At 48.0% G+C, this 22,218-nt stretch carries 23 protein-coding genes; 12 read left to right on the forward strand and 11 right to left on the reverse strand.

The window, feature by feature from the left end; translation table 11 throughout:
• Nucleotides 1-67: 67 nt before the first annotated feature.
• Nucleotides 68-763: a DUF2786 domain-containing protein gene (locus KDD30_RS06745; protein WP_211648525.1), complete on the reverse strand. Its 696-nt coding sequence runs from the start codon at nt 761-763 to the stop codon at nt 68-70.
• 239 nt (nt 764-1,002) lie between these two features.
• On the opposite strand from KDD30_RS06745, the gene KDD30_RS06750 reads away from it, so the two are divergent.
• On the forward strand, nt 1,003-1,974 hold the full coding sequence (locus tag KDD30_RS06750) for an FYVE zinc finger domain-containing protein (RefSeq protein ID WP_211648532.1): 972 nt from the start codon (nt 1,003-1,005) through the stop codon (nt 1,972-1,974).
• A gap of 58 nt (nt 1,975-2,032) precedes the next feature.
• Here the strand turns inward: KDD30_RS06750 and KDD30_RS06755 are convergent, their stop codons facing one another.
• A complete protein-coding gene (locus tag KDD30_RS06755; RefSeq protein ID WP_371826070.1) occupies nt 2,033-2,503 on the reverse strand; it encodes a DUF411 domain-containing protein in 471 nt (156 codons plus the stop codon).
• A 726-nt stretch (nt 2,504-3,229) separates the two neighbouring features.
• Here KDD30_RS06755 and KDD30_RS06760 point away from each other — a divergent pair.
• The 3 genes from KDD30_RS06760 (at nt 3,230) to KDD30_RS06770 (ending at nt 6,373) form a co-directional block, all read left to right on the forward strand.
• Nucleotides 3,230-3,586, forward strand: coding sequence for a helix-turn-helix transcriptional regulator (locus tag KDD30_RS06760; RefSeq protein ID WP_211648535.1), 357 nt, complete (start codon nt 3,230-3,232; stop codon nt 3,584-3,586).
• Between the two features lie 84 nt (nt 3,587-3,670).
• Nucleotides 3,671-4,585, forward strand: coding sequence for a Gfo/Idh/MocA family protein (locus KDD30_RS06765; RefSeq protein WP_211648537.1), 915 nt, complete (start codon nt 3,671-3,673; stop codon nt 4,583-4,585).
• Nucleotides 4,586-4,822: 237 nt separating this feature from the next.
• The gene (locus KDD30_RS06770) at nt 4,823-6,373 is read left to right on the forward strand and encodes a BCCT family transporter (RefSeq protein WP_211648539.1); all 1,551 of its coding nucleotides are present in this window, start codon (nt 4,823-4,825) and stop codon (nt 6,371-6,373) included.
• Nucleotides 6,374-6,439: 66 nt separating this feature from the next.
• On the opposite strand, the gene rsgA is transcribed toward KDD30_RS06770, so the two are convergent.
• Together rsgA and KDD30_RS06780 are read right to left on the reverse strand one after the other, a co-directional pair.
• Entirely contained in the window at nt 6,440-7,498 is a 1,059-nt protein-coding gene (gene rsgA / locus KDD30_RS06775; protein WP_211648547.1) for a ribosome small subunit-dependent GTPase A, read from the reverse strand.
• Between the two features lie 309 nt (nt 7,499-7,807).
• On the reverse strand, nt 7,808-8,518 hold the full coding sequence (locus KDD30_RS06780) for a DUF3581 domain-containing protein (protein ID WP_211649658.1): 711 nt from the start codon (nt 8,516-8,518) through the stop codon (nt 7,808-7,810).
• A gap of 669 nt (nt 8,519-9,187) precedes the next feature.
• Between KDD30_RS06780 and KDD30_RS06785 the strand changes: the two genes are divergently transcribed.
• On the forward strand, nt 9,188-9,505 hold the full coding sequence (locus tag KDD30_RS06785) for a hypothetical protein (RefSeq protein ID WP_211648549.1): 318 nt from the start codon (nt 9,188-9,190) through the stop codon (nt 9,503-9,505).
• 3 nt (nt 9,506-9,508) lie between these two features.
• Here the strand turns inward: KDD30_RS06785 and KDD30_RS06790 are convergent, their stop codons facing one another.
• Nucleotides 9,509-10,735, reverse strand: a complete 1,227-nt coding sequence (locus tag KDD30_RS06790) for a transglycosylase SLT domain-containing protein (protein ID WP_211648556.1) — start codon at nt 10,733-10,735, stop codon at nt 9,509-9,511.
• Nucleotides 10,736-10,865: 130 nt separating this feature from the next.
• On the opposite strand from KDD30_RS06790, the gene KDD30_RS06795 reads away from it, so the two are divergent.
• On the forward strand, nt 10,866-11,240 hold the full coding sequence (locus KDD30_RS06795; RefSeq protein ID WP_249199228.1) for an MmcQ/YjbR family DNA-binding protein: 375 nt from the start codon (nt 10,866-10,868) through the stop codon (nt 11,238-11,240).
• Between the two features lie 44 nt (nt 11,241-11,284).
• Here KDD30_RS06795 and KDD30_RS06800 read toward each other — a convergent pair whose 3' ends face one another.
• On the reverse strand, nt 11,285-11,821 hold the full coding sequence (locus KDD30_RS06800) for an outer membrane beta-barrel protein (RefSeq protein WP_211648558.1): 537 nt from the start codon (nt 11,819-11,821) through the stop codon (nt 11,285-11,287).
• A 261-nt stretch (nt 11,822-12,082) separates the two neighbouring features.
• Between KDD30_RS06800 and cobB the strand changes: the two genes are divergently transcribed.
• Nucleotides 12,083-12,919 (forward strand): Sir2 family NAD+-dependent deacetylase, encoded by an 837-nt coding sequence (gene cobB, locus KDD30_RS06805; protein WP_211648560.1) that lies wholly within the window; start codon nt 12,083-12,085, stop codon nt 12,917-12,919.
• A gap of 67 nt (nt 12,920-12,986) precedes the next feature.
• Here the strand turns inward: cobB and KDD30_RS06810 are convergent, their stop codons facing one another.
• From KDD30_RS06810 to potA, 5 genes are all read right to left on the reverse strand, one after another.
• A complete protein-coding gene (locus tag KDD30_RS06810) occupies nt 12,987-14,009 on the reverse strand; it encodes an extracellular solute-binding protein (RefSeq protein WP_249199286.1) in 1,023 nt (340 codons plus the stop codon).
• Between the two features lie 244 nt (nt 14,010-14,253).
• Nucleotides 14,254-15,285: an extracellular solute-binding protein gene (locus KDD30_RS06815; protein ID WP_211648564.1), complete on the reverse strand. Its 1,032-nt coding sequence runs from the start codon at nt 15,283-15,285 to the stop codon at nt 14,254-14,256.
• A gap of 137 nt (nt 15,286-15,422) precedes the next feature.
• On the reverse strand, nt 15,423-16,193 hold the full coding sequence (gene potC / locus KDD30_RS06820) for a spermidine/putrescine ABC transporter permease PotC (protein WP_211648573.1): 771 nt from the start codon (nt 16,191-16,193) through the stop codon (nt 15,423-15,425).
• A gap of 2 nt (nt 16,194-16,195) precedes the next feature.
• On the reverse strand, nt 16,196-17,053 hold the full coding sequence (potB, locus tag KDD30_RS06825) for a spermidine/putrescine ABC transporter permease PotB (RefSeq protein WP_211648580.1): 858 nt from the start codon (nt 17,051-17,053) through the stop codon (nt 16,196-16,198).
• A complete protein-coding gene (potA, locus tag KDD30_RS06830) occupies nt 17,037-18,155 on the reverse strand; it encodes a spermidine/putrescine ABC transporter ATP-binding protein PotA (protein WP_211648588.1) in 1,119 nt (372 codons plus the stop codon). The genes potB and potA overlap by 17 nt, the downstream gene beginning before the upstream one ends.
• A 453-nt stretch (nt 18,156-18,608) precedes the next feature.
• On the opposite strand from potA, the gene KDD30_RS06835 reads away from it, so the two are divergent.
• From KDD30_RS06835 to KDD30_RS06855, 5 genes are all read left to right on the forward strand, one after another.
• Complete coding sequence (locus tag KDD30_RS06835; protein ID WP_211648590.1) at nt 18,609-19,436, forward strand: hypothetical protein; 828 nt, start codon at nt 18,609-18,611, stop codon at nt 19,434-19,436.
• Complete coding sequence (locus KDD30_RS06840) at nt 19,436-20,197, forward strand: glucosaminidase domain-containing protein (protein WP_371826086.1); 762 nt, start codon at nt 19,436-19,438, stop codon at nt 20,195-20,197. The genes KDD30_RS06835 and KDD30_RS06840 overlap by 1 nt, the downstream gene beginning before the upstream one ends.
• 2 nt (nt 20,198-20,199) lie before the next feature.
• Complete coding sequence (locus tag KDD30_RS06845) at nt 20,200-20,865, forward strand: DUF2987 domain-containing protein (protein ID WP_211648608.1); 666 nt, start codon at nt 20,200-20,202, stop codon at nt 20,863-20,865.
• A gap of 140 nt (nt 20,866-21,005) precedes the next feature.
• Entirely contained in the window at nt 21,006-21,410 is a 405-nt protein-coding gene (locus tag KDD30_RS06850) for an MbcA/ParS/Xre antitoxin family protein (protein WP_211648616.1), read from the forward strand.
• Between the two features lies 1 nt (nt 21,411).
• Entirely contained in the window at nt 21,412-22,098 is a 687-nt protein-coding gene (locus KDD30_RS06855; RefSeq protein ID WP_211648618.1) for an RES family NAD+ phosphorylase, read from the forward strand.
• Nucleotides 22,099-22,218 lie beyond the last annotated feature (120 nt).

Consider the following 22,218-nt stretch of genomic DNA (forward strand, 5'->3'; position numbering starts at 1 on the left):
CTGACGGATCAGAGATAAAAAAACCGGTGCGAGAGAAGCACCGGTTTTTCTTTGCATCCGTTTCGGGTCAGCTCAAGAGTTTAGTGGCTTGTTTCTGAGTGCCACCCACAGGCCGGTTGACCGAAATCGAGCGGCCTTTTTTCATGCCTTTCTCGTAGTCATCCGTCATGGCTTTCATCGCTTCCTGCAGCTGTTTCTTAAAGGTTTCCCGATCCAGGTTCTCGAATTCACGGTCGATGAAATTCGACATTCGCTGATCATGGTCATCATCGGTATTGAGTTCAGGCAGCTTTTCCAGTGCGCCTTCAATCCAGCCCGCAAGAAATGACGATACCCGGCGGGTCACTTCGGTCTGGCTCGCGCCGGTCCCGGCAAAACTGTTCCTGAACTGGCCGGTTTGCTGATTCATTTCGCGATACACCACATCAAAGGCAAAAGCCGCGAAAATCGCCCGCTCGGCGACCCCGATAAATTCAGCCTGCTTCAGGCCTTTGTAGTTCGTTAAGACGCATTCAACGCCGAAACGCCGGTTGATGCCGCGGATAATTTTCAGAATCTGCGGGCCGATGTCTGAAGGCAGCAGGGTTGCTGACTTTGTTTTCCCCATCTGAATAAATTCAATGTCATCTTTTTCCAGACCATATTTGAGCATCAGACGATGCGCCATTTTGATGGCCTGTGCAGCTTCATTGACATTCGCTGAGTTACCTAACTCAAGGCACTTCGCTATTTTTTTCAGTGCCTTTCGTTTCTGTTCAGACATCCACAACACCTAGAGTAAAAAAACGGTCACGTATTTTAGCGTGTTCGCGGTGAACTTGGCAAAGTTCTGCGTTGGTGATTTTTTGTTCTGAGTCTCAGGAGCGGGGTGTTTTCTGAAAGAGGGGATGTAAACAGGCAGAGGTCTGAACAGGGATATCATGACAATTGAGTGACTTACCTTGTACTGGCTGGGGATGGCACGCATAATGCCCCCGAGTGAATCCGAAGAGAGCCTGCGTCATGACGACCCTTCCGTCCATTGATGTTCCGTTTGAATATCGCCATACCTGCTGGTTTTGCGGGGAACCTTATTTCGAATGCCATACGTTCCGGCCGGTGCCGAACTATGACGGTGAATCACCTGTCCGGGTCCCGTGCTGTGAAGAATGTTATGGCATTTGTGCCAAGACCAAAGCCAGTGGTCTGGATATCCTGCGTGATCGCGTCAAAGAAAAGCTACACAGTCAATATCAGAAGCATCTGCAGATCGGGGTGCAATGGACCAAAGAAGAGCTGGAAGATTCTGAGCTGGAAGGGAAAGCCTTCGAAGGGTTTAAACACAGTGCCTGGCGGATGTTTGAAATTGCCAGAGAACGAGTGAATTACCCGGGCTGGCCGCTGGCGATTGATGGTCAGCCCGTTGGACAGGTCAGCAGTGCATTTCAGGTCACCCATGACGGGATCGTGTATCCGAGTCTTTCCAGTGCTGTGGAACAACTGGCGAAAAGCTATGCCATCCCTCAGGCCTATCTGGAACAGACGGTTGAACTCGTGGGCCGTGCACAATTGGGATTTGCGATTCGTTTCTGTAAAACCACGCATGGTTTTTCGGAAGCTCAGCAGGCGGCCAGTCTGGCAAGCCTGAAGGAAAGACTGGCAGAAGAAGCTGAGCTGGAGAAACCCAGTGCTGCTTATGCGGGAATTGAGGTTGCCCTGAAATTAATCGCGCCCCAAATTCTGCACCGCACGGAGATTTCGCCGTATGCGGTGCAATGGGCGTTACGACATGGGATTTGTACGCTGGCGCAATTGGCGGAACAGGAAGAGCAGTTTTTGGCGCATTTTGGTCAGGATTCGGAACTGACGGCATTTCATTATTTTACGGGCTTGCAGGTGTATCTGGAAAAACGGGCGGAAGATCCGCATTGGGCTGCACAAGATGATCCAAACCGGCAATGGTTTCAGAAACTGACAGGCAAACGAGAACGTTAGATTCGACGTGTGACATGAAAAAGGCCAGTCTGTGACTGGCCTTTTGTGTTTTCAGGGGTTACTTGGTTTGTGGTTGATGATGACTGGACCAGACAACCGTTTTCCCGTTTTCATCAAACGCCAGGACGTCATAGGGCGTGATCTGATTGTTATATTCCATCCCAGGTGAACCCATGGGCATGCCTGCCACGGCCAAGCCTTTCAGATGGTCTGGCTTTTCTGCCAGGAAACGTTTGACCTCTTCTGCCGGGACATGGCCCTCAAAGGCATATCCCTGAATGATGGCCGTATGACAGGATGCATATTCCGGCCGGATACCGCTGTCCTGCTTGATCGGATGCAGGTTGTTTTCAAAATTCATTTTCAGGGCAAAGCCATTCTCGTTCATGTGCTTGACCCATGCCTTGCAACAGCCGCAGGTCGGCGTTTGGTAGTTTTCACCCTGAATGGCTTCTTCCGCCAGAACTGGCATCGTGAACAGGAACAGGGATGCGGTCAGGGCTTTGATGTTTTTATGTTTGATTGTCATTGTATTTTCCTTCGATTGATTCTGATGAACCGTTTTTACACGGGATTGAGTCGGAGGTTCTGTTTCAAAACAGAACGGTCGGATAACTCACAGAAGAATCGGAGGCTTCAGAAATGACGTGACGGGTTCGTCCCAGTGTCGCAGCTGATACGGATGCAAAGCGAATTCGGAAACAGAGGCAGACAGCACAATCGTTGGTGTCAGGATTGAACAGGGATGCTGGCAGGAGGGCTGACAGAGCTGACTGCAATGGACTTGCATATCAGACGAACAGTCGCTGGACATCTTGTTTGATTGCATCTGAAGGTCATCGCAACAAGGCATCTGTTCGATCATGGGGGGGCAGTTCGGATTGGAACTCTGGAACGACACAGAGGATGCGTTGGCAAAAGGCAGAAACAGCAACGACAGGATCATCATGCATATCCTGAAAGCACTTGAACGAAGCGGTTGACTGTACACCTTTGATAACATGCGAATTGTGTATTCTTGCCTGTGCGTGGAGAACTTCAGGAGTATAACCCGCACTTGTTTGCGTTGCATAATCAAGATCAAGAAAACGTCAGATTTCTAACGTTCTGAAATCTCACCAACTTGCATAAACCCAGGTTTGATGCGGCTTTGCGGGGTTCTCATTTGAAAGAAGCCTAACGTTTTTCTGACATTTCCTGTCTGCCTTTAGGCTTTAATTGCGCTGAATTGAGATTTTTTGCGCTAGGAACAGGTATGCAATATACAGAAGAAGACAGAAAAGTCCTGTACGAAACATGGATGAGCTACAAGGCGAAGATGCGGGTCACTCAAATTGAGATGGCCAAGAAGCTGGGGGTCAGTCAGCTGTTCTTTTCCGATATCCTGCGGGGGAATTTGCCGCTGGAGCATCGTTTTGTCAGTCAGTTCTGTCAGTACATGGGGGTGGACCCGATTCTGACTATTCCGTCTCTGCGGGAGCAAATTGGGGGGGCGTTACCGAATACCGTGACCTTGACGAACACCTATATCGTTGATGGTAATATTAAAAATGTGCGTTATAGTGGAAACCAGATTGTCGTTGAATACGAACATAATGTGACGACGCATTGATTGGCATTGAAAGACGATGTCTTTCTCAGAAAGTTCTTGTCACGGATAAGGGCTTTTTTTGTGCCTGAAATATAAGGAGAGATGATGAAAATCGGGATGATTGGGTTAGGGGATATTGCTCAGAAAGCCTACCTGCCAGTGATCACGCAGTGGCCCGGCGTAGACCTGGTGCTGTGTACAAGAAATGCAGAGACGTTGCAGCGGATTGCCTCGGTTCACCGGATTCAGTCTTTCGTGACGGACTATCGTGCGCTGGTGGACTTCGGTGTGGATGGCGTGATGATTCATAGTGCGACTTCTTCTCATGCAGAGATTGCCAGTTTTTTTCTGAATCATGGCATCGCGGTCTTTGTGGATAAACCACTGAGCGATCATTACGCCGATTGCGAACGTTTATGTGATCTTGCCGAGCAGAAACAATTGCCGCTGTTTATGGGGTTCAATCGTCGCTATCTGCCTTTGGTCAGCCCCTATCTGACGCCCGATAAAGTCACGAATTCGCTTCAAGCGATTCGCTGGCAGAAACACCGGCTGAATCAACCGGGGGAACTGCGAACCTTTGTGTTTGATGACTTGATTCATCCGCTCGATAGTATCAATCTGACCGGGACTGTCAGTGCCGATATGCTTCACGTACGCACGCAACATTATCAGGGGCAGATTGCGCGTCTTGATGTTGAATGGCAGCAGCACGAGACGCTGTTTCAGGCCGCCATGAACCGAATGAATGGTGTGACCGCAGAGCAGATAACGCTGAATTTCGAAAATCAGACTTATCATTTCGATTCTCTGGCGACGGGGACGCACTGGGAAAGGGGCGTTGAGACGACACTGGCGCTGCCAGACTGGACACCGATGCTCGATAGTAAAGGCTTTACCGCGATGATTGCGCATTGGCTTGAGGTGGTGAAAGCCGGGAAAATGGCGACGGCCCTGATGCAGCGGAATCTGAATTCTCATTTTCTTGCCGAAGCAATTTGTCAGCAACTGGATCCATAAAGACGCATTTCGCGATACTTTCTTCAGGTCAATCTGGCGCTCAGGTTGACCATTTTATTTCGAACTCAAACTTTTTAAATGAATGCAAGGCGTCTTTTGCAAGCTTTGTATGAGTGACTAATTTCTGCTCACTTATGTTTGCTTACATTGTTTTTGTGCGAAAAATGTCCGATTCCGTTGGATTTACGAAAATGAAGCTGGTAGTGTGCGTTCCCTCACACAACTAGTGAGAAATTTATGTACTCCACCAAACAATTCGGAGCTGATCGATTGGTTTCAGTTCTAACGATTGGCTTCCTGAGCCTCTTTCTGATCGCAGCGATTGTCGATCTGTCTTGGGTATCTTCTGTCATTCAAACCTTATTTGGCCAGTCGACGGCGGCTTTCGGTCATTTCTGGCAGTGGTTGATGCTGCTGAACTTCATTCTGGCCGTCGCCATGGCGCTGTCACCTTTGGGTAAAGTCAAACTGGGTCAGGCCAAGCAACCAGAGATCGGTCAGTTCCGATGGACCGCCATGATCATGTGTACGCTGCTGGCTGGTGGCGGTGTGTTCTGGTCTGCTGCAGAGCCTATCTATCATTTTGTGACAACGCCACCAACCTTTGATGGCTTGCAGGCGGCTTCTGCTGAGGCCGTTGCGCCAGCGCTGAGTCAGAGTTTTCTGCACTGGGGCTTTTTAGCCTGGGCAGTGCTGGGGACGCTGGCAACCATTGTGCTGATGTATGCGCATCATCAGAAAGGCATTCAGCTTCGTCCGAGAGCTTTGCTCTATCCATTGCTTGGGGATCGGCTGGAAAACCATTGGCTGGGTTCGGTCATTGATGCATGTTCTATTATTGCGGTCGCTGCGGGGACCATCGGTCCGATTGGCTTCCTGGCTTCGCAACTGGGTTACAGTCTGCATGTTGTGGCTGGGCTGGATAATTCGGTGCTGACACAAGTGATGTTGCTGGCAGGTGTCGTGACCATTTACTCACTGTCAGCGGCAACCGGGATGGATAAAGGCTTGCAGTGGCTCAGTCGCTTTAACGTGATTGTGGCGGTGTGTTTGCTGGTGGTGATGCTGCTGTTAGGGCCAACCGGTTTTATTGTTGAACATTTTTCGCAGGCGATGCTCGTTTATATTCAGCATTTGCCGGAAATGAGCCTGACGAATGAATCTCCCGGCTGGAATGCCTGGTGGACCTGGTTCTTCTGGGGATGGTTCATTGGTTTTGCACCCATGATGGCGATTTTCATTGCCCGTATTTCTGTGGGTCGCAGCATTCGTGAGCTGGTGATGACGGTGGCGATTGGCGCGCCATTGGTGACGCACTTCTGGTTTTCTGTGTTGGGCGGTTCCGGGATCTTTTTCGAACTGATGCAGCCTGGCGTGATTTCCGAGCCGCTGAATGAAGGTGGTTTACCGGCGGTATTGCTTGCAACACTGGCTCAGTTGCCAGCGAGCGACTGGTTGATTCCTGCATTCCTGGTGCTGACCACGACTTTCGTTGTCACAACCGGAGATTCAATGGCTTATGCGATAGCGATGGTGACATCGGGTAAAAATGAACCGATGACCAGTCATCGTGTATTCTGGGCTGTCGCCATGGGTGGTGTTGCTGCAGTCCTGTTGATGGCTGGAGATGGTGGCCTGAATGCATTACAGTCATTTATTGTGATCACGGCTGTCCCCGTTTCTTTCCTGATGCTCTTTACTTTGCTGACGGGTCCTCAGGCGGCGGTACGAATGTATCGCGCGACTGTTAAGCCAGAGCGCAACGCCTCACTGGCCACAGAGTCGTGAATAACGACTCGCTCAGTGAGACGACAGGTTGATAAAAAGAACGCCCTCCATATGGAGGGCGTTTGTTTAGGCTCGGTTTTTTTGTTTCCGATTGTTTTTCTGAATGGCGTGATAATATCGGCCAAGTTGTTTTGATTTTGCACGCTTCTCGGCAATACTCGCTGAGTTGAATGCGATTTCCCGATTGAGCTTGTGATAGTTTCTGAGCCGTCGCTCGTCCAGATCTCCGGATTCAATGGCTTGCTGTACAGCGCATCCCGGTTCTTGCTGATGCGAACAATCGCCGAATCGGCATTGCGTTGCCAGTGCTTCGATATCCGAGAAGGTTGCAGTGATGCCATCCTCGCAATCTGCGAGTTGTAACTCCCGCATTCCCGGCGTATCAACCAGCAGTGCACCTTCAGGCATCAGATGAAGTGAGCGCGAGGTGGTCGTATGCCGACCTTTACTGTCATCTTCCCGGATACCGCCGGTTTGCTGTGCTTCGGTGGCCAGAAGCGTATTGACCAGCGTTGATTTACCTGCACCGGATGAGCCAAGAAAAGCGACTGTTTTTCCCTGGCCGCACCATGGCGATAATCTGGCGACGCTTTCCGGATCAAGCCCATTGATGGCTTCGACCATCAGCATGCCATCGATTTGCTGAACCTGCGCCTGAAGCTCGGCTGGATCCTCAACGCAGTCGGCTTTCGATAACACGATGACCGGTTCCACGCCAGCCTGATGGGCCAGCGCTAAGTAGCGTTCAATCCGGCTGAGATTGAAATCCTGGTTTAATGAGCAAACGATGAAGACCGTATCCAGATTACTGGCAATGAGTTGTTCTTCAACTTTACTGCCGGCAGCTTTGCGCCAGAAACAGGAAAATCGATCCAGTAAACGGACAAACTGCTGTTGGGGGGTGATCAGCACCCAGTCTCCGACAGCGAGCGAGGGCATCGCCGGCACAACCTGAAGTGACACGGAGCCATGCTCAGCAATGACTTCGATTCGGCTGCGATGGACAGCGCTGACGCGTGCAGGCTGACAGTGTTCCCACTCATCGAGAGACAGTTGTTGTTGTAGAAATGGTTTCCAACCCAGTTGATGTAGTGAAATGACTGGTTGAGAAATCAGTGTTGTCATGATGTGTTTACCCCTGACGCAATTGCGTCATTGACTGAAATAGAAAATTTTCAGGGGCAATGCGGCCCCGGTCAGAATGAACCGGGCAAGAATTGGGGAAGGGGCAGAAGCGAAGCGGTTGATGTATCGCGTATCGCTTACTGGCTCAATACCTGTGTCTGTGCCCGGCGGGTCATGAATACAATCATCTTGTGTCCTCCAAAATTAGGTCTTTTAAGTGCCTGAAATTTAGCAGGCAATCTTTAGCGTGTCCAGAACCGGCACGGAAAATTTGTGTTTGGTTCCGGACACAGCAGCAACTGAGCGAAATTAGGCGGTCAGAAAGGCATCTTTACGAGCGTTAAAGCGCTTAACCAAATCATCAATCTGCGTTTGACAGTATGGGCGCAAACCGCTCATCAGCATTTTTTTACGACCTTCGCCGACGACTTCACCATCTTCTGTAAAGCTGAATGCCAGCGTGACGCTGCCACGTTTGCCATCAGACTCAATGATGGAGTCTGTCAATTCAACTTGTGGGGATTCCAGATCCAGACGGCTGAATTCGAGTGCCATGCTTTCATAAATCACCAGCGGGCGGGCAGGGTTGATCATCACCTGCTCAGATTCCATCAGCGGCACCATAATATGCGGGAAATTCATTCCGGAAAACTTCACGTAGTTTTTCGTGACAGTCTCAATCAGCTTGGTGTTGTGTGAAATCTCACCATCGCGCGTGACATGCAGATATTCTTTTCCTTTTTCATCAACCAAAGATAAATCATTGGCTGATTTGGTGTTGATGGTCAGCTCAACGCCGTCAGTAATCATGCCAGCAAATTCAACGTGCATTTTCTGGCTCAGGCCTGTTTTGGCCAGCATCACTGAAAACAGCAGATCACCCGGAACGCAGAATCGTTTGTTGTCTGCATCGTGAATCGGGTTAAAGTCACCGGCGATTTTTTTAGCAAAATAGCTGGCTTGCTCACGGGAAAAAGAATAACGACCGCTGTGTTCAGCGAAGTAAGCATCTAGAAACATCAAGTTGTAACTACCTTAGATCATCGTAATCCGGGTAGTTTAACCGAAAAAAGTGGATTCAATGGTCCAGCCAGATGGGTGCTGTATCAGAAATAAGACATTGTTCGGGACTTTCAATAAAAGTGATGCAACAGATACCCTACTGGGGTATTATCCCGAGCCATTTGGGTAACCCCGAAACCGATCTGGACGTGTAGAAGAGGCCAGAGACTATAAGCGGTAGGGAAACTGCATTCGAAAAGGTGCTCAGACCTATGAGTCTGAGCACCTTATTATCTGGTTCAGTGTGAATTTGGTTTATGTCTGGCTGAATTCTGACGATCACAAAATCATCAGCAACAATCCAACAGCAAGAATGCAACCCCCGGCAATGGCTGTTCTGCCAATCAGTCCGATGAGACTCGGAACGATCATTTCATCATGATGATGCATCGATACCCTCCATTTGTTTTTATCATTTATTTATTCTGACCACCAAGATGCCCGTTGAATCATCAGCACGATGGTCTTTTTCTTCAGTATAGTCCAGGGCAGGAAGGGTATTGTTTCTGCAAAATAAAATTAATATTCCCTAGGATAAAAGAAGCGCCCAGATAAAGCGTACCTGAATCAAACATGCGTCTATACTCACAGAAAACAACAGCAAAAAAGTGGTTTGTGGTGAAAAAAATGACAATCTTCTTATTAGCATTGGGTGGTGTGATTCAGGTTGCTGCGACTTACGTGGCTTTTTTTACGCAGTTTTCCGGCCATTTGTATCTGGCTACTATTCTGATGGTGATCGCTTTAGCTAGTTTAATGGCCATTCGCAGTTTAATTGCCCCGGTTTGTTTGCTGGCTGGGATTATTATTGGCTTGGCAATTTCTCAAAACCAGGCTGATCTGAAATTCCTGAATCAGATGAATCAAATGATGAATCTGACTCACCAGCCTGAGCTTCATTTCAGCCCAAGTGTTTCCAAGGTTCATGACGCTGTGGCTGAGTAAACGTTAGGGTTGAACCGTTACCGGAACCGGAACCGGAACCGAAATCGGAACGAACAAGCGTTGCCCCACTTGAATTTTACTATTCGCGAGTTGGTTCACCTGCTGAATTGTATTGATAGAGGTGTCATTTTTTTGGGCGATTTTCATTAAAGTATCACCAGGCTGAATGAAATGAATCCGGTATTGATGCTTCGTATAGTGCGATTTATTATCCTGATAAAAATGCGCCAATTGTTTTTGTGGCAACAGTAAAATATTGTCGGTGTTTTTCAAGGTCAGGCCAGTACGATAAGCTGGATTTAATCGATAAAAAAACGCGCTGGACAAACCTGCATCATGCGCAACTTGCTTGAGTGGAATTTGCTGATTAATGATCACTTGGGTCAGTACGGGATGATCAGGGATGAATGCCAGGGTTGATTGCCAGGGTTGATAATTTTTCAGCAGTTGGCTTAATGCAAGCAGCTTTGGCACATAGTGTTCTGTTTCTTTAGGAAGATCTAAAGACCAGAAGTCGGTTGGTTTGCCCTGAGATTTGTTGCGTTTGATGGCTTTCCGTACCCGGCTTTCGCCAGTGTTATAGGCGGCAATGGCATGAAGCCAGTTTCCATCAAACCTCGCATAAAGATACTCAAGTAAATCCAGCGCAGCCTGTGTTGATGCAACAATGTCCAGTCTGCCATCATAGCCAGGCACAATGGATAACCCGAAGGCTTTTCCAGTGGCTTTGGTCATTTGCCATAATCCGGCCGCACCTTGATGCGAATAAGCATCCGGATCAAAAGCGCTTTCGATAAAGGGTAATAAAGCGAGCTCTGCCGGAAGCCCCCGGGACTGCACATGTTCGTAAATATAGAAGAGAAAGGGTTTGGCTCGTTCAGATACGGTGCTGATGTGTAAAGGGCGACTGTGATACCAGTGGCGATAGTAGCGTATCCGGGGCTCATCAGGGATGGCCATGAAAGAATCTCTTGAGATCCGATCCCAGAGACTGGCTTCTTTCATTAATGACAACTCAGGCAACGTCGGGCGCTGATAATTGCCGGGCAAGCCTGTTGCCAGATAACGGCCAGCCAGTTCATGATGGCCAATTGTGCACTGGCGAATCGTGTTTGGTGTCAGGGTGAGGGCTGTTTTAGCATTGGATTCTTTTGTTTCTGAAACAGACAGAGAAGAGCAACCGGTCAATATCTGAAATGAGAAAAGAAACAACGGTATGGCATACTTCATGGTTAAACCTGCCGGGGTGAATGAGACCAAGTTCAGACTTTTTTGTTGTGCATTTAAGATATAGCAAGACAACTTTGTGCAAACTGTCTGCATTTTGATACGGTTGCGCAATTGGTAGAGGAGAAGTGTTGTGTCCCCGCAGAATCAACGATTGCAGCAGATTGAAGAACACCTTCAGGCAATGATGGGTGTACAGGTGGAATTCCCGTTCGGACCTGAGCCGAAAGTGTTTAAAGTGGCTGGAAAGATGTTTGCCTGGACGGCTGTGAAAGATGGAATACCGGTAATGACGGTGAAAGCATCACCGGGCGATGTCGCTTTCTTAATTGATGAGTTCCAGGACATTACACCTGGGTATCATATGAACAAGCGTCATTGGGTCACGGTTCGTCTAAACGGGCAGGTTGAGCAAGGCATGTTGGAAGATTTAGCCACCACATCTTATACCTTGGTGGTTCGAAAGCTGACGAAGGCCAAACAAAAGTCGCTGGGTTTCACGGAATAATCAACGCCACAAAAGTGGCGTTGAAGCATAGGGGGGAGTTTGGGTCAGAAGTAGAAACGTGTACCGAATACGAAACGGGTAAAGCTGTCTTCTACACCATCTTTGGTCACACTGATGTCATCAGTCGCGATGTTATAGTTGACCTCAGCACTGATAGCGACATGCTGGTTGATAAAGTATTTCACACCCCCAGCAATCTTAATGTTCAGCGCTGTGACGTCTTCAATATCAAAGTCGACATCCTCATCATCATTTGCAGAAAGGTTCGCTAACTGTGCTGCAGCGCCTAAGTAGGGCACCCAGTTACTGTCGTTGGTAAAGTTATATTCGGTGAACATACCTAACTGGAAGGTTTTGGTACTGTCACTCATGTTGACATCAAGCACACCACCAAGCTCCCAGTTTTCTTTCAGGAAATAGCCGTATGATGTGTTTAACAGGAACAGGTAATCGTCAATATAGTCAAGATCCAAGCTCCCTTGTAAACCAAACTCTTGTGTACCTTCTTCCAGAGTCACTGCAAGAGCAGCCGGACTAGCCAACAGTGTTGAAACCAGTAATGCCAATGCTTGTTTCTTCATTTCTATCACTCCATTGTTTTTGTGATACAAAGGAAGCATAGACGAGCCTGTAAAATATTGCTCAAATGGCAATAAATTTTCACAAGATGTCTGTAAGGTATTTTGTGCTTTGTGTTGCGCGCTTACATCTTGAATTTCTTCATGTTGGTGTTCGGAAATTCTGAAGAGATGTATCCGTGCTGCTTGTCTTACTTGTAAGAAATTTGATCTACCTCTAATGCACTATAACTTGTAACCTTTGTCTATAAATCAATACATTCAATGTGTTTATTGAACCAACTCATTCACGCACTAAGACCATGGTCTGACAGGAAAGAAGTTAAATTCAGATCAGGTCAGTGGTATAACAAGAAGAAATGTGAACAAAGGCAAGGAAAGATGCATTTTCCCTATCGAAATATCGTCATACTCACTGGAGCAGGGATTTCTGCTGAGTCTGGCATCAAAACTTTTCGCGATCAGGATGGGCTGTGGGAAAACCACAGAATCGAAGATGTTGCGACCCCTGAAGGCTATCATCGCGATCCCGCTCTTGTTCAATCGTTTTACAATCAGCGGCGTAAGCAGCTCGAAAGTGGGACGGTGAAACCCAATGCTGCACACGACGCACTGGCCCGTTTAGAACAAGAGTTGGATGGCAAGGTGACCATCGTGACACAAAATATCGATAATCTGCACGAAATGGCGGGCAGTCATCAGGTCATCCATATGCACGGGGAACTGCTGAAAGCACAATGTAGTCATAGCGGGCAGACGATAACGTGGTGCGGTGATATCTCTCTGGATGACAGTTGTCATTGCTGCCAGATTCCAGCACCGCTTCGTCCGAATGTTGTGTGGTTTGGTGAAATGCCACAGAGTATGGATAAAATCTATTCGGCTTTAGTCGAAGCGGATCTATTTATTGCGATCGGGACATCCGGCTCAGTGTATCCGGCTGCTGGTTTCGTGCATGAAGCGGCGATGAATGGTGCGCATACAGTTGAGTTAAATCTGGAACCCAGTATTGTCGAAAGTGAATTTGAAGAAAAACGATATGGCCCTGCTTCAGTGATTGTGCCTCAAGTTGTTGAGGAACTGCTCTCAGCGAAAAATTGATGGTTAAGATCGACAAAGGCGCCATTTTTGGCGCCTTTCATGAGAATCAAAATGCTTTAGGCGACTTTTACTGTCCGGCTTTCAGCTTTTGGAAATACTCTTCATACAGTGTGACAGCATCGCCAACACTGTCCTGCCATTCGCCGGCATCCAACACTTCCTGAGGCGGATAAATGCTTGGGTTGTTGACAAATTCTTTTGGCAGCTTATCTTTCGCGGTTGCCACTGGGGTCGGGTAGCCGATTTCCAGCGCGATCTTCGCTGCATTTTCAGGCTTCAGCAGGAAGTCGATCATCTTATGAGCGGCTTCTTTGTGCTTCGCGCCAGCTGGGATGGCCAGACTGTCCATCCAGAAGATAGCACCTTCTTTCGGCCAGACAATCTCAATCGGGGCGCCTTCCTGGCGAGCCATATATGCCGAACCGTTCCACAGCATCCCCAGAGAGGTTTCGCCAGCCATATAAGGGTTTGCCGGGAAGTCTGAGTTAAACAGCAGGACGTTTGGCATTAGCTTTTTCAGTTCTTCATAAGCGGCTTTGATCTCATCCGGATTCTTGGTATTCGCCGAGTAGCCCAGTTTACGCAGTGCCATATGGAAGAACTCGCGGGCATCGTCCATCATCATCAGCTGGCCTTGCCACTTGCTGTCCCAGAAATTGCTCCAGCCCTTGATTTCTTCTTGGTTGATCATATCGGTATTGACCCCGATCCCCGTCGCACCCCAGATGTACGGAATCGAGTAGTCGTTACTCGGATCAAAAGGCTTGTTCAGAAAGTTAGGGTCTAATTCTTTGAAATGGCTCAGCTTAGATTTGTCGATCTTTTGCAGCATGCCTTCATCACGCATCTTAGAGACGTAATACGTGGAAGGAACAACCAGATCATAACCTGTGCCGTAGGTCTTCAATTTTGCATACATCGACTCATTTGATTCATAAGTCGAATAAATGACTTTAATGCCGGTTTCTTTGGTGAAGTCTTCCAGCACGTCGGCAGGAATATATTCAGACCAATTGTAGAAATACAGCTCTTCATCTGCTGCCAGCGCTGCATTGGAAACCAGTGACAGGGCGAATACACCGCCAGTCATAACTGAAGACCATTTGTTCATGTTTTACTCCTAACTTCGGGAGCCAAGTCGGGCTGCCCGGCCGGTATAGCTATGCCCACCTCGCTTGCGGACAATCACGCCAATCATGGTGACAATTTGATGTCAGAAAGACATTTCAAGTGCTTTCTAACGCATGGAATTCCTTCAAGAATCAGTGGGAGAGTATAGCAGAGGGGGGAAGAAAAAAGGCAACCAAAATGGTTTGGTTGCCTAAAGAAAAGACTTATTGACCAGCTTTCAGCTTCAGGAAGTTCTCTTCGTATTGTACATTGGCTTCGCCAACAGCATTCTGGAACTCACCGCGAGCCAGTTCTTCCTTCGGTGGGAAGAGGGTCGGGTTGTCTTTGTATTTCGCGTTTGATGCAGCAACACCGGTCAGATAACCGGTTTCTTCAGAAATCTTCGCTGCAACATCCGGACGCAGCAGGAAGTCGATCATCTTGTGAGCTGCGTCAACATTCTTCGCGTTATTGGTGATGGCCAGATTATCAACCCAGTAAATGCCACCTTCTTTTGGCCAGATCAGCTCAATGGGCAAGCCTTCACGCTGTGCTTGTGCGGCAGAACCGTTCCACAGCATGCCCAGACCAACTTCACCCGCCATGTATGGTGCCGCAGGGTTATCTGAGTTGAAGACCAGAACGTTAGGCATCAGCTCTTTCAGTTTTTCATAGGCTTCATTAATTTGTTTTGGATCTGTGGTGTTACCTGAGTAACCCAGGATTTTCAGTGCGATGTGGTGAACTTCACGGGTATCATCCATCAGCATCAGCTGACCGCGATATTTCGGATCCCACAGGTCTTCCCAGCTGTCGAAGTCAGCAGGGTCATACATTTCGGTGTTCACCGCCAGGCCCGTAATCCCCAGTACATGAGGAATGGAGTATTCATTGTTCGGGTCAAACGGCTTGTTCAGATAGGTCTCATCAAGATTTTTGAAGTTTTTCAGCTTCGACTTGTCGATCTTCTGCAGCATGCCTTCGTCGCGCATTTTGGCAACGAAGTAGGTTGAAGGAACAACCAGATCGTAACCTTCCGGATGTGCTTTCAGTTTGGCATACATGGTTTCGTTCGACTCATAAGTCGAATAGATGACTTTAATGCCCGTTTCTTTAGTGAACTGTTCACGTAATTCCGTAGAAATGTACGGACCCCAGTTCATAAAGACTAATTCTTCATTAGCTGCATTCGCACTACCAGATACCAAAGTAGCAGCGCATGCGGCGCTGGCCAGAAACGCGGACCATTTTTTCATTGATGTGATCACTCCAAAATCCCTGTTGGGATGGTTGATTAAAACAGGAGTCTTCTTCTCCTGCGTAAGCGGCCAGACTGAACAAAGCCTGGCCGCATTTCTTGCCTGATTATCAGGCAGAAAATTTTTAACGCAACTTATTTTATCTTGTCGCGGGTGATGACTTGTGACAGCACAACCAAAGTCAATGAAATCAACAACATTACCGTCGCCAGGGCATTCACTTCAGGTGAAATTCCCACTTTGACCATGGAATAAATCTTCAATGGTAAGATTTCATAAGTTGGGCCAGTGACAAATGAGCTGACAATCACGTCATCCAGCGACAGAGTGAAACTCAGCAGCCAGCCAGCAAATACAGCAGGTTTTGCCAGAGGCAGGATAATCTGTTTCAGAATGACCCATTCACTGGCGCCTAAGTCCCGGGCAGCTTCCAGCATCTTCACGTCAAACCCTTTCAGGCGGCTGTATACGGTGACCACGACGAAAGGCAAACAGAAGGTGATGTGAGACAGTAGCAAGGTCAGAAAGCCCAGCTTAGCGCCCATCAAAATGAAGAGGGCAAGCAGGGAGATGGCCATGACAATATCCGGAGACATCATGACCACAAACAACATGCCGTTTACAAAGCCTTTGCCTTTAAACTGGTAACGGAACAGGGCCACGGCGGTGAGACTGCCTATGATGGCCGCTGCCGTTGCCGAAAACACGGCGATATTGAGCGAGTGCCATGCGGCCTGCATCAGGCTGTCGTTGTTGACCAGTTGCTCATACCATTTGGTCGTAAAGCCTCCCCATTTCATACCAAATTTACTGGCGTTGAAGGAGTTGACGATCAGAATAATGATTGGGATATACAGAAATGCATAAACCACAGACATCAGGCTGAATTTAAAAATACGTCCCACGATTATTCCAGCTCCACTTTTCGATTCAGTAGCTTACCAGCGCGATAATAGGCATAGAGTAAGACGGCCATGGAGAGAGTCAGCGCAATACTCGTTGCTGCACCAAATGGCCAGTCTCGCGCATTGAGCACCTGGCTCTTAATCACGTTACCAATCAGCAGATTTTTGGCGCCACCCAGCAGGTCTGAAATGTAGAACATGCCCATGGCTGGCAGGAACACCAGCAGACAGCCTGCGATTACGCCCGGCATTGTTAATGGGGCGATGACACGAACAAAAGTCTGAAACTTATTTGCCCCTAAATCACGGGCGGCCTCAATGTAGGTGTTGTCCAGCTTTTCAATCGCTGAATACAATGGCAGCACCATAAATGGCAGCAGAATGTAAACCAGACCAACCATCACGGCATATTCGGTGTACATAATACGCAGCGGCTTATCAATGATGCCCAGCGCCATCAGGCTGCTGTTGAATACGCCTTGCGTCCCCAGCATGAGTTTCAGGCCATACGTTCGGATCAATGAGTTGGTCCAGAACGGAACGATGACCAGAAACAGCATAAACGGACGCCATTTTTCCGGCATTTTGGCAATACTGTATGCAAACGGATAACCCACCAGCAGGCAGAGCAGGGTCGCCATACCCGCCATATAAAACGAATGCAGCATGACCTGTGCGTACAGGGGATCAAACAGACGGACATAGTTTTCGAGCGTGAACGTCAAATCGATCAGATTTGCATCGTCACGGGTCAGAAAACTGGTTCCGATAATCATCAGATTCGGGATAAATACAAATAGCAGTAGCCACCCGACAATGACCGAAATGATGATATTTTGCAGATTAAGCTTCTTCGTCATCAGCCAGCACCACTTCCCAACTTTCAACCCAGGTAATCGCAACTTTCTGATTCAGCGAATGGTCAACGTCCGGATCATCTTCGTTAAAGAATTCACTCACCATGACAGATTTACCCGTTTCAATTTCAACGACCGAGTCCAGCGTCATGCCTTTATAGGTCCGCTCACGAACGTGACCCATCAGCCCCCAGCTTTCTTCATTCTCGTTGATTTCTTCCAGGCGAATATCTTCAGGACGGAGCAGCACTTTCAGAGCTTCGCCTTGCATCACGTCCAGATCGCAGTGGACCACCGCTTCACGACCTTCCACAATGGCCTTGATGCGCTTTTCATCCAAGCGCTCAATAACCTCTGCATCAAACACGTTGATCTCACCGATAAAGCGCGCAACGAACAGGTTGCTTGGTTCTTCATAAATCTCACGTGGTGTACCATCCTGCTCGATTTTTCCGTCCCGCATGACAATGATACGGTCGGACATCGACAGGGCTTCTTCCTGATCGTGGGTTACGAAAATAAACGTGATCCCCAAGCGTCGCTGAAGTTGCTTCAGTTCCAGTTGCATTTGTTTACGAAGTTTGTAATCCAACGCGGACAAGGATTCATCCAGCAGTAAGACTTTCGGTTTGTTGACCACAGCACGGGCGATTGCCACACGTTGTTGCTGGCCACCAGAAAGCTGATGCGGTTTACGCGGTGCAAACTGGTCCAACTGAACCATTTGCAGCGCTTCCATCACGCGAGGTTTGATGTCGCTTTCCGGCACTTTTTGCATACGCAGACCAAAAGCGACATTGTCAAATACCGTCATGTGCGGAAACAGGGCATAACTCTGGAACACAGTGTTCACATGGCGTTGTTCAGCATGAACCTGAGTGACATCTTGGCCAGCAATAATAATCTGTCCCTGGTCAGCATCTTCAAAACCAGCAATCAGACGAAGAACCGTGGTTTTACCACAGCCTGACGGACCCAAAATGGTTAAGAACTCACCGTCATTGACGTTCAGATCTAACCCTTGAATGATTTGTTTACCGTCAAAGCTCTTGCTCAGCCCTTTGAGCTGAATAACCGGTTCTTTGGATGTGATGTTTGTGTTCAACTCTACCTTGTCTCCACATCGTTCAATGCAACATTTTGTTTGCATTTTTTGGTCAATTTCAGGAGGCGGATAATAGACTCCTGTTCTTATATTTCAAAGCGTTTTTTCAGTCAGAAATGCGACTTTTTTGTACGCGTGTTTTGCCATAGATTTCTGATGATTTCATAGCAAAATTTCATGTTTTTCTAGGGTAATGATGCGGATTTTAGATTGCAAATTGACGACCGAAAATACATGAAGTCTGAACGAAAGTTGAACTTTCTTCGTCTCGTAACCTGACATTTTCACCCGTCACAGATAATGCAGTGGGATCCACCAGCTTCGAACTGCTCCAAGAAACAGACTGATTTTGTGGCTTTGAAGCATTTTTTAACCAACGCACGATTTGTTTAGCGGGAGGGGTAGCGTACAATCCGAGGCATTGTTTCGAATTACATTGAATGAACTATCTGCATGAATAACAAAAGTCTTCAGGTTGGCGGCTCCATCGAAAAAGCAGTTTCTGGTCAATCAGAGCTGCAAGCTGTCTCGGTATTGCAGGAAGCTTGGAAAGTGACTGCAAAACATTTTCTGACATTTTTTCCTGCGGTTGCGGGTTGGTTTCTGGCACAAATGGCCCTGTTGTTACTGGCGCTGAAAGTACAGCTTGGTGATCCCAATATCTTTTTTAATGCATTCATTTCTGGTGAAGGCCTGACGCCAGAAGTCGTCCAGGCAGGGGTGATGGCGAATTTTTGGGCGGAAGTGCTGAGCGCGCCGTTATTTGCCGGTGTCAGTTTAATGGCGCTGAATCATGCCGTTGGATTACCAACGAAACCCCGCCATCTGGTAAAAGGCTTTCCGTTTGCGGTGGTTTCTGCGGTCACCGTACTGCTGACGTCTTCCCTGCAGGGGGTGGGTAACGTTCTGTTCCCGATTTTGGGCTTGTTTCTGGCGATGGCTTTCAGTATGACCATCACCTTGGTGTGTGAAAAGCGCGTCAGCCCTTTGAAAGCCATTCAGTACTCGACTGTGGCCACTTTCCGTAAGATTCTGCCAATGTCTGCCATTTTTATTGTTGTGCTGATTTTGTTTTTCCTGTCTTTCGCAACCTTCGGGCTGGGTCTGATCTGGACGATTCCGTTTTTCTTTAACGTGAAAGCCATTATCTACCGGAATTTATTCGGGATTACGTTACAGGTCACAACGGTTCGTAAAAATGATGAAGATGACAACGACGATCAGGGTAACGACAAAGAAAATCATAATAAAGAAGAAGATACAAAGGTGTTCAACGCGTGATAAAAAAAATAAGACGAAGTGTGATTGCCAGCGGGGCACTGCTGCTTTTTGGCTGTGCCGAGCCGGAAAAGGTTGCTGAGGAAACAAAACAGGATACCCGACCGGATTTCAACGTCATGGAAGACGTTAACGCCAAGAAACAAGCTTTTTTTGATTTCCTTCGTCCTGCTGTTGTGGCGGAAAATGCCAGAATCAGTGAAGAACGAACCTTCTTACTGGCAATTCAGGCTCAGACACATGCTGGCCAGTCGATCAATCCGAGTGACTTGGATGAAGCCCGCCAATTGGGGGATTCATATAATCTTGAACTGACAGAAGACCAACTCACAGAACAGTGGCTGAATAAAATGCTGATTCGTGTCGATACTTTGCCTGAAGCACTGGTATTGAGTCAGGCAGCCAATGAATCAGGTTGGGGCACTTCCCGTTTTGCCGTCGAAGGAAATAATTTCTTTGGCCAGTGGTGTTACACACCAGGCTGCGGCATGGTACCCAATGCAAGAAGCGAAGGTGCCAGACATGAAGTTGCTGTCTTTTCCGATGCCAAACAATCCGTGCATGCATATTTTATGAATGTGAACCGTAACCGGGCTTATGCCGAGTTAAGAGAGATCCGTGCCCAGCAACGGGCCTCCGGCAATCGCTTGACCGGCCTCAAACTGGCAGAAGGGCTGCGCCGTTATTCTGAGCGTGGGCAGGATTATGTGAGTGAAATTCAAGGCATGATCCGACATAACAAACAGTATTGGCAACAGGGTTGAACATGATGAAACAGACTTTTTTATCGGTTGTCCTCGCAACTATGGCCTTGGGTGCATCGTCGCAGGCATTGGCTCAGAATATTGAAATGCGTTACAGCAACCTGTTCAGTAAACTCAAACATAATATCGAAGAATCACACCCGGATGTGAAAATCGCGCTGTATCTGATTGATCAGAAAACCGGCCAGACTTGCGCTGTTCATCAGGGCTGGATGCAAAAAGAAGAGCACTATGAAGAGTTGGTGATCCCGTCAGACAACGCATTAGTGATTCCATTGGACAACAACCTGCGGCAGGCAAACCCGGATGTCACCTTTGTGATTGACGATGGCATTACCTGTGATGTTTCTATGCAAGTGATTGCCAGCAAACCATTCGGGGCTTCGGTCAGCAAAGCTGAGCTTGCCGCATTACTGCCGCAAATGGACACACTGTTGAATGACTTGGGTGGCATGTTCTCATCCTGGTTTATGCCGGAAGTGGCGGGCGTCGTGATGCATTTCCCGCAAGAACAACAGGGCAGCATTCAAGTTTCAGCGCAACAAAGCATTGAGATTCAGCAAGGTAAAGCAGTCATCGTTCTCAGTGATGTGCCTGAAAATGCAGTGCTTTCCTTGCCTGCATCTCCAGAAAAAGTCACCCCGTGGCTGGCAAAATCTTCACAATAAACACTTCTTCCGGGGCTGTTGCTGTGTCCTCAGCCCTCATTTCCAATCTGACCCAAGCCTGTCTGTTTGTTTGAGCTTACAATGTTCATTAGTGAACATTGTGTTATAATATGTTCATAAATGAACAGAAGGAGAAGGTGATGAATTCGCATTCTGTCGCCGCGAATACGCCCCTTGAGAGTGCCGGGAATCAGGTGTTACCTGTTGTTTTCAATATTCTCGATAAATGGGATTGTAACCAAAACCAGCAAATGGCATTGCTGGGACTGTCCAGTCGTTCAACGCTGAATAAATACCGCTCACATCCTGAATCCGCTAAGGTCTCTAAAGATCTGCTGGAACGAATGAGTTATCTGCTGAACATTCATAAGTGCCTGAGAATTCTCTTCACTCATGAAGAAAGCGTTTATCGCTGGGTTCAAAAGCCAAACAGTCATCCCTTTTTTGCCGGTCGCAGTGCCATGGAGGTGATGGCGCAAGGGCGGGTCGCAGATTTATATGAAGTGGCAACCCGACTGAATGCATGGCGGGGAGGTCGCTCCTGACATGCAGAATCCGTATCCATCGAAGCAGTTTGAGGATCAGTCCTGTTTCCGGTTGATCCCTTCAAAATATCCGCCGATTAATCTTTATGAAGATGTCGCTGAACCGGAGCAGCTGGAAGCAATTTTTGCCGTCGAGGCGCTGACCAATCCGCGTTTGGCAGAAGAAACCGGTGATTTTTCCCGCGTGCCGGCAGATGAAAGGTTGGTCGGCATTCCGCATTGTAGTTTTGTGATGGCTGCGTTCACGCATGTGAATCCGGATGGCGGCCGTTTTAATACGGCAGATTTCGGGGCTTATTATGCTGCAAGTGATGTGAATACTGCGCTGAAGGAAACGGTTTATCACATGGAAAGAATTCTCGGATACACCAGGGAGCCTTCACAAGATATCCAGATGCGCAGCATTCAGGCCTGGTTTACAGCAGATCTGACCGATTTAACAGCACAGGCACACTTAGACTCAGCGCTGTATCATCCAACGCATTATGGCGCTTCACAGGCATTGGCGGTGACTCTGAAAGAAAGCCGTTACGACGGCGTATGGTATGAATCTGTTCGTCACTGCGGCCACCATTGTTTTGCTTTGTATAAACCGAATCTGGTTCATAAAGTGTGTCAGTCGGCCCATTATGTCTACAAATGGAATGGCAGTGCGATCAATACCGTCCTCGAAATGAGTATGGTTTAGTGAGTAAAAAGGGGCCAATTGGCCCCTTATCTGTAGGATTTACTTCAGGTAACGGTTTTCCAGGCGTACTTCTCCAGTCAACTGAATGTTGATCTGTTGGTGCTGGCGAAACAGTAAGGC

The organism is Photobacterium sp. GJ3, assembly GCF_018199995.1.
Lineage (GTDB): Bacteria > Pseudomonadota > Gammaproteobacteria > Enterobacterales > Vibrionaceae > Photobacterium.